The organism is Haliscomenobacter sp., assembly GCF_033763495.1.
In the GTDB taxonomy this organism is placed as follows: domain Bacteria; phylum Bacteroidota; class Bacteroidia; order Chitinophagales; family Saprospiraceae; genus Haliscomenobacter.
The window spans coordinates 1-13,606 of record NZ_JANRKL010000103.1 but is presented as its reverse complement, the minus strand read 5'-3'; the positions used below and the strand labels follow the sequence as shown (position 1 = coordinate 13,606).

10 protein-coding genes are annotated in these 13,606 nt (G+C 48.0%); 6 read left to right on the top strand and 4 right to left on the bottom strand.

Translation table 11 applies throughout. From position 1 onward, the window contains the following. Positions 1-1,089 carry a Smr/MutS family protein gene (locus SFV55_RS11010; RefSeq protein ID WP_320029553.1) on the bottom strand — a complete coding sequence of 363 codons (1,089 nt, stop codon included), beginning with the start codon at positions 1,087-1,089 and terminating at the stop codon, positions 1-3. Between the two features lie 123 nt (positions 1,090-1,212). Between SFV55_RS11010 and SFV55_RS11005 the strand changes: the two genes are divergently transcribed. Beyond that, positions 1,213-1,920 carry a class I SAM-dependent methyltransferase gene (locus SFV55_RS11005; protein WP_320029552.1) on the top strand — a complete coding sequence of 236 codons (708 nt, stop codon included), beginning with the start codon at positions 1,213-1,215 and terminating at the stop codon, positions 1,918-1,920. Positions 1,921-1,996: 76 nt separating this feature from the next. Here SFV55_RS11005 and SFV55_RS11000 read toward each other — a convergent pair whose 3' ends face one another. Further along, positions 1,997-3,637, bottom strand: a complete 1,641-nt coding sequence (locus SFV55_RS11000) for a M43 family zinc metalloprotease (protein ID WP_320029551.1) — start codon at positions 3,635-3,637, stop codon at positions 1,997-1,999. A 649-nt stretch (positions 3,638-4,286) separates the two neighbouring features. On the opposite strand from SFV55_RS11000, the gene SFV55_RS10995 reads away from it, so the two are divergent. The 3 genes from SFV55_RS10995 to SFV55_RS10985 all read left to right on the top strand — a co-directional run bounded on the left by SFV55_RS10995 (position 4,287) and on the right by SFV55_RS10985 (position 8,940). Continuing rightward, positions 4,287-7,742, top strand: coding sequence for a pyruvate carboxylase (locus tag SFV55_RS10995; RefSeq protein ID WP_320029550.1), 3,456 nt, complete (start codon positions 4,287-4,289; stop codon positions 7,740-7,742). A 154-nt stretch (positions 7,743-7,896) separates the two neighbouring features. After that, positions 7,897-8,391 carry an N-acetyltransferase gene (locus SFV55_RS10990; protein WP_320029549.1) on the top strand — a complete coding sequence of 165 codons (495 nt, stop codon included), beginning with the start codon at positions 7,897-7,899 and terminating at the stop codon, positions 8,389-8,391. A gap of 12 nt (positions 8,392-8,403) precedes the next feature. Next, positions 8,404-8,940: a GNAT family N-acetyltransferase gene (locus tag SFV55_RS10985; protein ID WP_320029548.1), complete on the top strand. Its 537-nt coding sequence runs from the start codon at positions 8,404-8,406 to the stop codon at positions 8,938-8,940. Between the two features lie 225 nt (positions 8,941-9,165). Here SFV55_RS10985 and SFV55_RS10980 read toward each other — a convergent pair whose 3' ends face one another. Further along, positions 9,166-9,993 carry an alpha/beta hydrolase gene (locus tag SFV55_RS10980; RefSeq protein ID WP_320029547.1) on the bottom strand — a complete coding sequence of 276 codons (828 nt, stop codon included), beginning with the start codon at positions 9,991-9,993 and terminating at the stop codon, positions 9,166-9,168. Positions 9,994-10,029: 36 nt separating this feature from the next. Here SFV55_RS10980 and fmt point away from each other — a divergent pair, with 36 nt between their 5' ends. Continuing rightward, entirely contained in the window at positions 10,030-10,953 is a 924-nt protein-coding gene (gene fmt, locus SFV55_RS10975; RefSeq protein WP_320029546.1) for a methionyl-tRNA formyltransferase, read from the top strand. 82 nt (positions 10,954-11,035) lie between these two features. On the opposite strand, the gene SFV55_RS10970 is transcribed toward fmt, so the two are convergent. Further along, complete coding sequence (locus tag SFV55_RS10970) at positions 11,036-11,641, bottom strand: DinB family protein (RefSeq protein ID WP_320029545.1); 606 nt, start codon at positions 11,639-11,641, stop codon at positions 11,036-11,038. A 229-nt stretch (positions 11,642-11,870) separates the two neighbouring features. On the opposite strand from SFV55_RS10970, the gene SFV55_RS10965 reads away from it, so the two are divergent. Continuing rightward, the gene (locus SFV55_RS10965) at positions 11,871-13,445 is read left to right on the top strand and encodes a LysM peptidoglycan-binding domain-containing protein (protein ID WP_320029544.1); all 1,575 of its coding nucleotides are present in this window, start codon (positions 11,871-11,873) and stop codon (positions 13,443-13,445) included. The last annotated feature ends 161 nt before the right edge of the window (positions 13,446-13,606 follow it).

Below are 13,606 nucleotides of genomic sequence, written 5' to 3'. Positions count from 1 at the left end.
TCAATGAAACTCCACTTCCGTAGCCCCATATCCATACCGCGGATGGTATTCATTTTTAAAGGTTTTGACATGTGGGTGTTGAAAGAGTAGGGTAGCGATAGCATTTTTTAGTTTACCCTCACCTACGCCGTGGATGATAAACACCCGGTCGACTCCTGTTCGAACTGCTTCGTCCAGATACTGCTCAAAGCGGCGGATTTGTAGGTTGATGATATCCGAATTGCTCATTTTGCGTTGGTCCTTCACCAAATTTTCGATGTGCAGGTCTAACTCGGCTTTAAACTCAGCCAATTGTTTGACCTCATGTTTGGGGCCACTGGAATGGTGGATGACCGTGGCATGTGGCTGGATATTCCGCTCAGTGTAGGACTTGAGGTCTTCAGCACCCGACTCTTTTTCCTCACTTGCATCCAATTCATGTTTTTCAAAAACCCGGAAATGGTGCACTGGGCGATCCAGAAACGGAGCGGTGAGCATTTTTGAGAAAAAAGTCTTGGGTTTGATGTTGATTTCCTTGCGCAGTTTTTTGCTGTCCCCATCGGTCAACAAACGCCAACATTCCATTTCTACCGCTGGACTGTCATTGAGTTGGTCAAACCAGAGTTCCCCAATTCGCTCGTAGTGCAGGCTGTTCAATTTGCTGCTGTGTTCCAGAGCTGCCCTTTTGCCCAGATACAAGGTGAAATTGTATACCACGTCCATGCGGGTATCATTGATCACGTAGATCAGGTATTTTTCGGGCGAGCTATCATCTTTGTATATGGGATCAAAAGCCAGTTGAATACCCATACTTTTCAGGATGGCGTATTGGGCATTACCTCCTTTTACAGGCACACCTACCGCGGGAGGAACGAACCTTGGCGGAGGGGGAGGGACGTTCATTTGGGGCTGGGCTTTCGGTTTACCTTTGATGACAGGCGCGGTAGCAACATATTGATCAGCAAGCACAATGTTCTCGATGTTCACTGGAATTTCCATGTCATCCCCGCTGAGCCTTACATTTACCGTTTCAGCATCAATTAAAGAAACCACTGTACCTTCGTCGCCAGTATGAATAAATTTTACCTTTGTACCTATTGGAAAACGCATATTTGTAGAGTTTGAAGCGGTCAGTGGTCAGCTATGAGCTATCAGCTGTCAGCCATTGGGTGCTGCTGATGGCTCATAGCTGACAGCTGATCACTGATTGCTGACCTAAAATTATTACTTCTTTTGGAAAATCAAACATATTCCTGGCGCTGGAGACTGGCCCAATTTTTGGAACTGCGTTGGTGGCGGCGCTATTTACAACCATTGAACTGGCCCGACTATGTGCAAGCGAAGCGGGTGCATTGGCGTAAGGTGCTGAGCCAAATGGAATTGCAAGTCAGGCCAGGCGAATGGGTTTTGGACGCAGGCTGCGGCCCTGCGGGTATTTTTACCATACTCCAAGACCAAAAAGTAGATGCAATAGATCCTTTACTTTTGGCTTATGAAGAAAAATTGCCAGATTTCAGGCAGGATCAATTCCCCTATGTCCATTTTAAGACCCAAATGCTCGAACATTTGGATCAGGAGGAAGTATACGACCATGTTTTTTGCCTCAATGCCATCAATCACGTGGCTAATTTAGAAAGAGCAGCCGGATGCCTGGTACTTAGCCTCAAACCCGAAGGGACCCTGCTAATCAGTATTGATGTTCACCGATTTGCATTGTTAAAGTTTATTTTCCGCATGATTCCCGGTGACGTGCTTCATCCCCAGCAAGACGACCTGGCAGATTATGTGCGTTTATTGGAAAAATTGGATTTGGACATTGAAAAAACGTTGGTATTAAAAAACGGCTGGGTTTTTAATTATGTCGTCATAAAGGCCAAAAAAAGAATGGCTCATCAACCTGATCAGGTTGCGAGCCATTCCGGGAATAGTGTCAAACGATAACGTAACAGAATAAATCAAGTACACCCATTTGGGATCTTTAGGTGCGCTTTTCTCACAGTATGCTATTGCTGAAAAATCAATAAATAATCAGTTTGTGTACCTGGCCCAGGGACTTGCCATTGGCATCCACCCGATTCACAAAGTACATTCCCGCCACCAGGTTATTTACATCTACAGCTATGGCGCTGCTAGTATCAGCAGGCAAGAGTTGAGAGTGGATCAGTTGCCCCTGAATATTTTTGATCAGTAAGGTTGAAGCCATCTCAAGTTCTGCTTTTTCAACTCTTCCAAATTGTAACTCTTGATCCGGTATTTCATCTGCCCGAGCATTGAAATAAAACTGCCCATGAGCAGGGTTGGGATAAATGTTTGGAAGCGTTGAAGTGAAGGTCGTTCGTTCATTGCTGCGGGTTACAAATACTACCCCCGCTGCAGAACTGGTATCTCCCGCCTGGCAGATGGAGCGCACTCGCCACTCATAAGTACGACCCACACGGACCCCACTTACACTGGCGCTGTTGTTGGCAGTCACTACACTGGCCCATTTGCTTACACTGGGCTTGAGTTGGCGGATTTCAGCCAGGTAAGTGGCCGAACCAACAGTCTCCCAGCGCAAGGTAACCTTGCTCACTACATGCACCTGATTGATGCTCAATGGTGTCGGGCAACTGATTTTGCTGACACAAGGAGCACAAGACCCTCCACAATCAATGCCTGTTTCATCACCATTTTGGAGGCCATCACCGCAGGTTTCTTCTGGTCTGAGCTCCGCCAAAGCCTGTAAGCCATGAGAGCTGAGAAAGCTGTTGCGGAAACCACCCGGGGCAAAAAGCGCTTGCATTCTACGGGCCTGACCCTGAGTGAATAAATTCATACAGCCATCATCAGTGTAATCCATGAAGTTTTGAACCATCAATTTCCCTCCACAAGAATGGGCATCCATGGGGCAACCATGATTGGCTTCATCAGAATCAGGGGTATCCGATACCATGTCATCGATGGTGCAATCCCCGTCGCCCCAAATATGGAAGAGATTGAGCCAATGCCCAATTTCATGGGTGGCCGTACGCCCCCGGTCAAAGGGAGCTTTGGTATGGCCATAGCGGCCAAAAAACTGATAGTCAATCACCACTCCGTCGGTTTCAGCAGGGCCACCCGGAAGTTGACCATAACCCATGATGTCGCCCTCTAGGTTACATACCCAAATATTGAGGTACTGCCCAGTTGGCCAGGCATCAATGCCACCGGATTTACTGAATTTGACATCGTCATAAGCAGAAAAATTGGAATAGGAAGTGTACCTCCGGCGAATTCCATTGGTAGGTGTTCCATCGGGTGCCTGTTTTGCCAATTGGAATTGGATGCCAGTATGCGCGGCTTGTGGCCAGGCTGCGTCCGCGTCAGGGTTCAGCCGACCAAAGTCTTCATTCAATACCCGAACTTGTTCGAGTACTTGTTCGTCGGAAATGTTCTCGGTAGCGTTGTTGTAAACGATGTTAACGACAATCGGAATTAAAATGTTATCTCCTCCTCGCAATGCAGGAGTTTGTTCAAATTGCTGTGTGTGTCGCTCGATGAGCGAGCGATTTTGTTTTGTATTGACATGTTTTGACAATACATATTCCCAATGTTCTAATGTGGCACAATTGCGCTGCGCATAGGCAGCTGAAACCAAAAGAATTGGGAATAGGAAGCATGAGAGTGTTCTGGCAATCATGATTTGTTTCGATTACAGTGTCCAAAAAATCTACAGACCTTTGGCACTTATTTACCCCTAAATTTTAGCGTCGCGGTGGCATGGTTTAGATGTGTTCCCACGAATAGGAAAATGAACACACCACATTAACAATGAGGCAAAATACTCTCAGGCAAAGAGAGGCCACCATGGTCGTCTCATTGTTCGTTTTTGGGCGCAAACAAGTTATTATTGGTTAGAAGTAATTCTTGGCTGCAAAGACTGAGGTACCCATCTCCTGATGATGCAACTCAAATGCAAAATCATGAAGGCAGACCAATTGCAACCAGGCAAACGCTGTGTAAATGATGTTTGATTAAACCTAATGGAAATATGAAGTACCTGAAACCGGTTATAAATGGGAACTACCACAAGGGGGGAACGTGATATTTCGACAGTAATATTACAATCATTTTTTGAAACATCCTTATCTTGAGGCGACTTTTTTCATTTTTATGTCATTTTTTTTGTAAAAATGCTGCCCTGCCGGAATTTTTAACCTGTTTTTGCCCCTATTTTTCAGTCCTTTTCAGTCCTAAAAAATAGACCAAATTGCGCTTAGTCTCTGACAGTGAGTTAGATTCAAAACACAAAACTACTCATTCATATTCTTTTGAAAACTGACATGTACATGACAAGTTTAAACCAGCAATTCCGGAAGATTTTGGTGGCCAATCGCGGGGAAATAGCCATACGGGTATTACGCGCTGCTGCTGAGTTGAAAATTTCTACTGTGGCGATCTACACTTTTGAAGACCGTTACTCCCTGCACCGTTTTAAAGCGGACCAGGCTTTTCAGATTGGAGCGGATGATGACCCACTTAAACCATACCTTAATATAAAGGAAATTATTCGGGTTGCCAAAGACAATCAAGTGGACGCCATTCACCCCGGTTATGGCTTTTTATCTGAAAATGTAGACTTCGCTCGGGCCTGCCGTGATGCTGGAATCACCTTTATTGGCCCCGATCCAGAAATTATGGATCAGTTGGGAGACAAAATTGCCGCAAAAAACATCGCACGCCAAACGGGAATCCCACTCATCCCCGATAGTGAACTTGACCTCAGTACTGCCGAGATCGCTCTGGCCGAAGCACGCCGGATTGGTTATCCGGTAATCATCAAGGCTGCTGCAGGAGGCGGTGGCCGAGGTATGCGGGTTGTCCGCGACGACGACTCCCTATTGAAAGAATACAAAGAGGCCAGCAGCGAAGCTTTAACTGCCTTTGGCGATGGAACCCTCTTCCTGGAAAAATTCATCGAACGCCCCAAACACATCGAAGTACAAATTTTGGGTGACCGCCACGGCAACATCGTCCATTTATATGAACGGGACTGTTCAATCCAGCGACGTTTCCAAAAGGTAGTTGAAATCGCCCCCGGGGTAAGCATTCGCAAGCAAGGTACCAAAGAAAAGCTCTACGAATACGCCCTTAAACTGGCCCGGGCAGTAGGCTACAACAACGCTGGAACGGTAGAGTTTTTGCTGGACGAAGAAGAAAATGTCTACTTTATTGAAGTGAACCCCCGCATTCAGGTGGAGCACACCGTTACAGAAGAAGTGACGGGTATTGACCTGGTGCGATCCCAGATCCTCATTGCTCAGGGCCTGCCTCTCACGGGAGAAGAAGTGGGAATCCCCAACCAGGAATCCATAGAATGCTCCGGCTGTGCCATCCAGTGCCGGATCACCACCGAAGACCCCACCAATGAATTCAAACCCGACTACGGCACCTTGATTGCTTACCGCAGTCCAGGTGGTATGGGCATTCGATTGGATGCTGGTAGCGCTTTTGCAGGTGCTCGCATCTCACCCTTTTTTGACAGTTTGTTGGTCAAAGTAACCGCCTGGGGCCGTGATATGCCTTCCGCTGCACACAAATTGCACCGGGCTTTGCGGGAATTCCGAGTGCGGGGCGTCAAAACCAATATTGGCTTTTTATTGAATTTGTTGGAAAACGAGGACTTCCAAAACCGAAATTTTACCGTCAATTTCATCAAGGAAAACCCACAACTCCTCAAGTCGCGCAACTGGCAGGACAGCGGTACGCGGATTTTGCGCTACGTAGCGGAAGTCATTGTCAACAAAAATCCCGATGTTTTATTCAAGGATCCTAATGTAGTATTACTGAACCCCGTAGTGCCAAAATACAATCATGAAGAAGCCTACTCTAAAGGGAGTAAAGACCGCCTGAAAGAACTGGGGCGGGAAGGGTTTGTACAATGGTTGAAAGACGAACCCCGCATCCAATATACCGATACCACTTTTCGCGACGCCCATCAATCGCTCCTGGCCACCCGGGTGCGTACCTACGACTTGATGAAAATCGCCGAAAGTTATGCCCGTCACCACGGCGATCAGGTGTTTTCGATGGAAGTATGGGGTGGTGCAACTTTTGATGTGGCCTTGCGCTTTTTGCACGAATGTCCCTGGGAGCGTTTGGAACAAATCCGACAGGCAATTCCCAACGTGTTGTTGCAAATGCTGATTCGAGGCTCCAACGCAGTTGGCTATACCGCTTACCCCGACAACGTGATCGTCAAATTCATCGAGGAAGCCGCCAAAACGGGCATCGACCTTTTCCGCATTTTTGACTCGCTCAATTTTGTGGATTCTATGCGTACCAGCATTCGCACGGTCAGAGAGCGCACTGATTCACTTGCAGAAGCTTGTATCTGTTACACTGGTGACATTAGCGACCCTACCCGCACCAAGTACAGCTTGCAATATTACCTGGATTTGGCCCGCCGACTGGAAGACGAAGGTGCTCATATCCTCTGCATCAAGGATATGGCCGGTTTGTTGAAGCCTTATGCTGCTGATGTATTGGTGAAAGAGTTGAAAAAAGCAGTAAACCTGCCGATCCATCTGCATACCCACGATACCTCATCTATCCAGGCTGCTACCTACCTCAAAGCGGTAGAAGCAGGAGTAGATGTGGTTGATTTGGCCTTGGCCTCCATGAGTGGGCTAACCTCACAACCCAACTTCAATTCCTTTGTGGCCATGATGGAAGGGCATGAGCGTGAAAACCCCATAGCCTTGCATAGCCTCAATGAGTTTTCGAATTATTGGGAATCCGTACGCAGGGTGTACCATCCTTTCGAGTCGGAATTGCGGGCGGGTTCTGCAGATGTATACGAACATGAAATCCCGGGTGGGCAGTACTCCAACTTGCGGCCTCAAGCCCGCGCCCTGGGCCTCGAAGACAAGTTTGAACTCGTCAAGCACAATTACCGCGTAGCCAACGACCTTTTTGGAGACATCGTCAAAGTGACACCTTCTTCAAAGGTGGTAGGCGATATGGCTTTGTTTATGACTTCCAACAGCTTGACTGCCGAGGATGTGATCAAACGGGGCAACTCCCTGGCTTTTCCGGATAGTGTCAAAGCCTTAATGAGGGGTGATTTGGGCCAGGTTGAAGGAGGATTCCCCCAAGAGGTTCAGGCCGTGGTGTTGAAGGGGGAAAAGCCCTATACCGTTGCGCCCAATGCGCACATGCAGCCTTTGGATCTGGACGCTGCTTTTGCGGCCTTTCAGGAAAAATTTGGCCTCAATACTCAATTCCGCGACTTCCTTTCCTACCAAATGTACCCCAAGGTATATGAGGAATACCATGAATCCAGGAGCAAGTACGGCGATCTGAGCCACCTTTCTTCCAAGGTCTTTTTCTTTGGCATGGAACCCATGGAAGAAATCATTATCGAACTGGCCAAGGGCAAAAACATTGTGGTGAAATACCTCAACAAAACCCAACCCGATGAATTAGGCAACCGGGTGGTGTTCTTCCAACTGAATGGCCAGTCGCGGATGCTTTCGGTGCGGGATAAAACGGCCAAAACCGAATCGATTGTTCACCAAAAAGTGGGCAAAGCCAAAGATGTAGGTGCTCCGCTCCAAGGTAGTTTGGCCAAAATCCTGGTCAAGGAAGGTGATGCTGTACAAGCCAATACTCCACTCTTTGTGATCGAAGCCATGAAAATGGAAAGTACCATCATTGCCCACGAGGCAGGAACGGTGAAAAAAATCCATTTGAAGGAAAAGACCTTGGTGGAGCAGGATGATTTGATTATTGAATTGGAATAAAAAAGTTGAGGGAGGTTGAGATGGTTGAGGGAGGTTGAGGCTACCGCGAGCGACATTGACAGTTAAATTCTAGAATGAATCCTTGGTCAAAATCGTTTGCGGCAGCCTCAACCTCCCTAAACCATCCCAACATTCCTCAACCAAAAAGAACGCAATGGATATTCGCCCAGCAACTCCCGCCGACCTCGACGCCGTCTGGTACCTCTGGAAAGCCGTAGTCGACCAAAAAATCTACTTCCCCTACGACGAGACCTACTCGCGTGCGCAAATGGAAGCCACCTGGATCAACCTCGACAATGCGGTCTTTGTAGCTGACCTGGACGGGAAAATCGTTGGGGCCTACATCCTGCGACCCAATCAACCGGGGTATGGCAAACACATCGCCAATGCAGCCTATATGGTCGATGCGCAAATTCGGGGTCAAAAAATTGGTACCCAACTCTGTGCACATTCCATCCAGGCGGCCAAGGCCCTGGGCTACCGCGGCATGCAATTCAACCTGGTGGTCAGCACCAACGAATCGGCAGTACGCGCCTGGAAAGCCAATGGTTTTGAGATCATTGGTACCACCCCCGGTGGTTTTTACCATCACGAACTAGGTTATGTGGACACCTATATTTTTTTCAAAGACTTGACCAAGGTAGAATAAAACAAAGGGACTATGATCATGATCAGTTACCGTTTGGCTAAACCCGAAGACGAAGCTGCCATTGCCAAACTGCACGCCGAAAGTTGGCAAAAGCACTACCGGGGCATTTTTAGCGATGCTTATCTGGATGAACAGGTGGTGCAGGAACGCGCCGATTTGTGGGCCAACCGTTTTGCCCATCCCATTCCCAATCGGGAGATTTTATTGGCGGAAAAAAATGGACAACTGGTCGGTTTTGCCTGTATTGAAATCAACGAAAACCCGGTTTTTGGTACCTTATTGGACAATCTGCACGTTAGCCGGGAGGTGCAAGGCCAGGGTATCGGTGCCCAATTGATGGAACGTACCGCCCAATTGGCCGAATCCCAACAACCCGGACTGGGCTACTACCTCTGGGTACTGGAGGACAATCAGCAAGCCCGGAAATTTTATGCTCTGATGGGTGCCACCAATCACGAAACGATAGCGCATGAGAATCCAGATGGAGGTACGGCGATGGTTTGTAGGTATATCTGGAGGAGTACGGAGGAGGTGCGGTTGAGGAAGTAGTCATTAGACTTGAGGTGAGTTGATTATCAATAATGGCTGGAGATTTTGCTATGAGGCTCTTTTGAGTGACGAGTTCAGAGTACATGAGTAGCGAGTTTTGAAGTGAGCTACCGCAGCGACTTTGACACAGCCTTGATCCAAGCCGCTGCGGCAGCCCACTTCAAAACTCAAAAATCATGTATTCGGAACTCGTAACTCAAAAAACAATTATTCACCTCAAGTCCATTACAATTCTTTTAACCAAGCCCCAATCCGCTCCAACACCTGCGCCTTTTCCGGCTCATTGTGTGTCTCATGGTAAAATCCTTCAAACTCAGTAAAACTCAAAGGCCCACTCACCCGCTCCGCAAAAGCTTTACTGGCGGGATGGGAAGTGATTTTATCCCCTGTTCCATGAAACAGCAAGGTGGGTACCGGCATTTCACCCGCAAAAGCTTGTAAACCCTTTGCCGCTTCCATCAGCTCATAGCCCATACTTGGCGTAATTTTGTTGTGCACCAGGGGATCTTTTTGGTAAGCTGAAACCACTTGGGGATCGCGGGACAGGTGGTTTACATCCAGGTCATTGGGCATTGAAAGTTTGGGCAAAAAGAGCTTCAACCAACGGGCTGCACTCACTTTCCATGCTGCTGGCGCAAAAGCCAGATCGATCCAGGGAGAAGAAGCAATCAGGCCTGTAATGCTAGCCTTTCTTTTTAAGACATAATTCAACACCACATTGCCTCCCATGCTGTGCCCGTACAGCACGATCGGCGTTCCTGGATATTCCTTTTCTACTTTCCGCAGGAACAAGGCCAAGTCGTCCAACAAGGCTTCCAGACTGGGACTATGCCCCCTTGGGCCTCCCGATTCTCCATGTCCCCTTTGGTCGTAGGCCATCAAAGCATAACCTTGCTGGTTAAAATAATCGGCTACATGCCCATATCGGCCGCAATGCTCTCCCATCCCGTGTACCAGGGCAATCACTGCTTTGGGTTCGACGTGATCCCAACTTAAACAACGGAGATTTAAGCCATCAGAGGTAGTAAGATAGAGGGTACGTGGTGCTGGCATGGATTTTATATATTTACGCCAAATTAGCAATTAAGCATGAAAGTAAAAATCGTTTTTATGGGAACCCCAGATTTTGCGGTTCCTTCTGTGGATATCCTGGTTAAAAATGGCTACGAAGTGGTAGGAGTGGTGACGGTAGCGGACAAAATGGGTGGCCGGGGCATGAAGCAGGTTTTGGAATCTCCCGTCAAAAAATATGCAGTTGAAAACGGTATCCCGGTGCTGCAACCAGAAAAATTGCGCAACCCGGAGTTTTTGGCCCAATTGCGGGCTTTGGAAGCCAATCTATATATCGTAGTCGCCTTCCGTATGCTTCCTGAAATTGTGTGGAACATGCCCAAATTGGGCACTTTCAACTTGCATGGTTCCCTCTTACCTCGCTACCGTGGAGCTGCCCCCATCAATTGGGCGGTCATCAACGGGGATACCGAAACAGGCGTAACGACCTTTTTTCTCCAACACGAAATCGACACCGGCAACATCATTTTCCAGGACAAAATTCCCATTGGCGAAAACGAAACCGCTGGCGATATACACGATCGGATGATGCAATTGGGCGCAGGTACGGTACTCAAAACGGTACAAGCCATCGAAGCAGGCACCGTGCCACAACAAGCCCAGGATGATTCCCAGGCGAGCCACGCCCCAAAAATTTTCCACGAAACTTGCCAGATCAATTTTGATCAGAAAACTGCTCAGGTGCACAATTTTGTACGTGGCCTGAGCCCTTTTCCTGCGGCTTGGACAACACTCGATGAATTGGAATTAAAAGTGCTACGGACGGAAAAAGAAATTGCTGAGCATCAGCACCCGACCGGGCAGCTGTTTTCGGATGGGCGCTCGTATTTGAAATACAGCACCAGAGATGGCTATGTGAAAGTATTGGAATTGCAGTTGCAGGGACGGAAAAGGATGGGGGTGAAGGATTTTTTGAATGGGTATGCATTAAAAAAACAATAAGATTCTCCTTAATTGAGCAATTAAAGCCCTACACGGTGTGCTGTTCCCAATGATCTGCACACCGCGTAAGATTTTATACACATCAAGACCCCGGATACCCTTCCACCGTCTTCACCTCATTGATCTGCTGCGTATGCCGATTGCTATGCCCGGCAATAAACAAGATGAACTGGTAAGCGTCCATTTTGCCAACAGGCAAGGTTACAATGTGGTTGCGCAGGTCGGCATTGGAGGTTTTTACAAGGTCTACCAGCATGGCTCTTTTGCTGTCGAAGGCAGCGACCGCTTCGGCCAGGGACTTGAAGCCGGTTTTTTCTGGCTCGAATGGTTCGGGGGTTTTTACCTTATTGGTTCGGTTGACCACCATCGCTTTAATCTCTTCATCGGTAGTTTTTAGTTCGGCTTTGGCTTTAGGGTCGGCGGGAGCCTTGAGTGCTTGATCCAGAGCACCGCGTAAGGCACCTTCCGAAAAAGCAATATGATACATACAATTTTGGGGTGACCAGCGGTCTGCTGCAGGTTTGAAATTCAGCTGTGCTTCGGACAATCCTTTCAAACTTTTCTTCAGCTCTTTGGTACACCAGTTGATGTACTTCACGGCTTCCTTGCGTTCGGTTTTAGATAGGGTTTGAGCAGTCAAGGTTCCCGTAAAAACAAGCGCCAATAAAACAGTCATTGATGTTTTCATAAATTGAATTTTAGTGTTTTAATTGTTCTTTGTCTGTAAAATTATAAACTTTTAATTTGTTTTCCAAGTTAATTTTTTGATGGGACTTGACAATGAATCACTTAAAACAAGCAAAATGGCCATTCTTTTGTTAACTTTGGGATGCTTTGGCCGCCAACCCATGGATTTATCCGTGGGAGGCACATGCACAAACCCAACCCATGGCTTTAGCCGTGGGAAAACACGACCAATGACCACCACCATCCACCCAGTCGCCCCCGGCGACACACTAACCAGCATCGCTCGTCAATACGACATCAAAGTCCGCCACCTAAAAGCCCATAACGGCTTGCAATCCAGTCAATTGTTTCTAGGTCAAAGCCTCCTCATCCGAGTAGAAGAGGACGATGACAGCCCAGTCACTGCCAAATCCCGCAGCTTGTTCGACTCCTCCAGCTCACAGCACGTGGTCAAAGCTGGTGAAACCCTCTACCGCATTTCCATCAATTACAAAGTGTCGGTAGAGCAAATCAAAAAAGACAATAACCTCAAATCCGACGCGCTGAGTGTGGGTATGGTTTTGCGCATTGGCAGCAACCAGCCCATCACCACACCCGTGAGCCCTCAGAATTTTAAAAACTACACCGTAGTCAAAGGTGATACCCTGAGCAAAATCGCCCGTGAAAACAACACCACTATAACTGCCTTACGCAGCCTCAACAACCTTAAAAGTGATGCTCTGAGCATAGGGCAGGTGCTTAAGGTCAGTGTCAGTGTTGGGGGGAACACTTTTCCACCGATAACACCCTTGCCACCCACGCCACCGCCTGTGGTCAAGCCGCCAGTAGTGGTCAATCCCCCAGTTCCTACACCACCAACACCTACGCCTAACCCTACGCCAAATCCAAACCCTCTTCCTTCGAGCAATTCAGCCCTAGTTGGTCGCCGGGAAGACACCGCTTACAACCTTTATCTGGACATTCGTTTGCTCAGCAATGAAGTCCGCACCTTCAAACTCATCAGAAAACCGAATGGCTATAGCCTTTCGGGTCAGGCCCGTGCGGTGCCTACCCATGCAGCCATTGCCGCCGCTGGATTGACGCCAAAAATTTTCAATGCCTTACAGTTTTGTAAAAAAGTAGAAGGGCACTACGATGCGATCAATACGTATGACGTAGGCATTTTTTCCTACGGCTTTATCCAGTTTGCCGCCAAATTCAGTTTGAATCAGTTGTTGCAAAGCATGAAAACCTATGCTCCGCTACAATTCCAACAAACCTTTGAAAGGGCCGGGATTACGGTCAGGAACGGGCAGGTCAGTGTGGCCTCGGCACCAACTATTGTCAATCAAGTGCAGCTATGGGAATACATCAAATCCCAGTCCGACTTGTTTGTGCCGTTTATTCAGGCGGGTTTTGTACAGGAGTTGGTGGTGGAGCAATACCGGGTGGCCAATGCCTTGTATGCCGTGCCTTCGCTGGGTGCGATGCTGAATTTGAATTTGGCGAATGGCGTTAGGATACAAACGCCGGTGTCCACTGTTTTGCGCGACCTGGAAACCCAGGCCCTAGCCATTGCCATGGGCGTGAACCTCGGCCCAAATTACATGGCCATGGTACTCAGCGAAGCCCTGAGTGATTTGGCGCAAAACCGCAGCATTGTGGATGTGAATTTCCTGGCCAGCACTGCCTGGAGGGACATTTGTAACCATTTGATCGCCTTTGAGACTGTTCCTCGGCCAGATCAACCCCGGCGGAAGAGTGCGCTGACGATTGAGCGGGCACGGAAAATCCTGGAGGTGGGTGTGCCAGTGGTTTTGGTATAAAACCTTTAGCAAATGTAGTACTTAGTTCTACTTTGTCAGATTAAATTTTGATGTAATACCTAATTTTGTCTGCAAGCCGTTGCGCCTGTCTTTTCAAGATTGCGAGGTTCAAAAGTTCGGGATTGTCGAGTTTGTTTTGAAGTTTTTTGGCCAGCAACAAC